Source organism: Pseudomonas sp. Sample_9 (genome assembly GCF_004307535.1).
Classification (GTDB): domain Bacteria; phylum Pseudomonadota; class Gammaproteobacteria; order Pseudomonadales; family Pseudomonadaceae; genus Aquipseudomonas; species Aquipseudomonas mercuritolerans.
Map to the genome: position 1 here is coordinate 15,007 of NZ_RAZO01000423.1, position 1,231 is coordinate 16,237.

Consider the following 1,231-nt stretch of genomic DNA (forward strand, 5'->3'; position numbering starts at 1 on the left):
CTCGATCTGGCCCAGGCCTACATCGACATGGGCGACGCCGACGGTGCCCGTGACATCCTCAACGAAGTGTTGACCGAGGGTGACGAGAAGCAGCGGGGCGAGGCCAAGGAAATGCTTTCCAACCTGGCGTAAGTTCAGCGGTAAACAACAAGCGGCAGCCCGGTGGGGCTGCCGTTTTTGTTGGTGCCGGATTCGGCGGTGTCTGATCGATTGCTTTCGCGAGCAGGCTCGCTCCCACAGGGGGATGCATTGCAAATGTGGGAGCGAGCCTGCTCGCGAAGTCGGCGGTACTGCCGATAGAGAACTCTGGCATCCCCGGCCCACCGCCTTATAATGCCGCCTTTGCAAAATCAGCAGGCTGTCCCACCTTGGCAAACATAGATAACCCGGTCGCCGAAATGGCGCCCGACGGCTTTTACCGCGTCGCGCTGGGCGTTGAGTACAAAGGCTCGCGCTACAGCGGCTGGCAGCGCCAGTTGACCGGTGTGGCGACGGTGCAGGAAGAGCTTGAAAAAGCCTTGTCGAAAGTCGCCAATTCGCCGGTCTCCCTGCAATGCGCCGGACGTACCGACGCCGGCGTTCACGCCTGCGGCCAAGTGGTGCACTTCGACACCCAGGTTGATCGCTCGCTGAAAGCCTGGGTCATGGGCGCCAACATCAATCTGCCCCACGACATCAGCGTCAGTTGGGCCAGGGTCATGCCGGCGCATTTTCATGCGCGCTTCAAAGCCATCGCCCGGCGTTATCGCTATGTGATCTACAACGATCAGATTCGCCCGGCGCACCTCAACGAAGAAATCACCTGGAATCACCGCCCGCTCGACGCCGACCGCATGGCCGAGGCCGCGCAGTACCTGATCGGTACCCACGACTTCAGCGCGTTCCGGGCCGGTCAGTGCCAAGCCAAGTCGCCGATCAAGAAGATGCATCACCTGCGCGTGACCCGCCACGGCAAGATGATCGTGCTCGACATTCGTGCCAATGCCTTCCTGCATCACATGGTGCGCAACATTGCCGGTGTGCTGATGACCATCGGTGCCGGTGAGCGCCCGGTGGAGTGGATGAAGGAAGTGCTGGAAAGCCGCGAGCGGCGTTCTGGCGGAGTGACGGCGCATCCGTACGGGTTGTATCTGGTGCAGGTCGAGTACCACGACGAATTCCCGTTGCCCGAGCGCTTTATCGGGCCACATTTCCTTACGGGTTTCTCCGAACTTGACGGCTGACGCCCTCG

At 61.3% G+C, this 1,231-nt stretch carries 1 protein-coding gene; it reads left to right on the forward strand.

What is annotated here, in order from left to right; genetic code table 11:
- Positions 1 to 398 precede the first annotated feature (398 nt).
- The gene (truA, locus tag D6877_RS24240; RefSeq protein WP_178083743.1) at positions 399 to 1,223 is read left to right on the forward strand and encodes a tRNA pseudouridine(38-40) synthase TruA; all 825 of its coding nucleotides are present in this window, start codon (positions 399 to 401) and stop codon (positions 1,221 to 1,223) included.
- Positions 1,224 to 1,231: the final 8 nt, after the last annotated feature.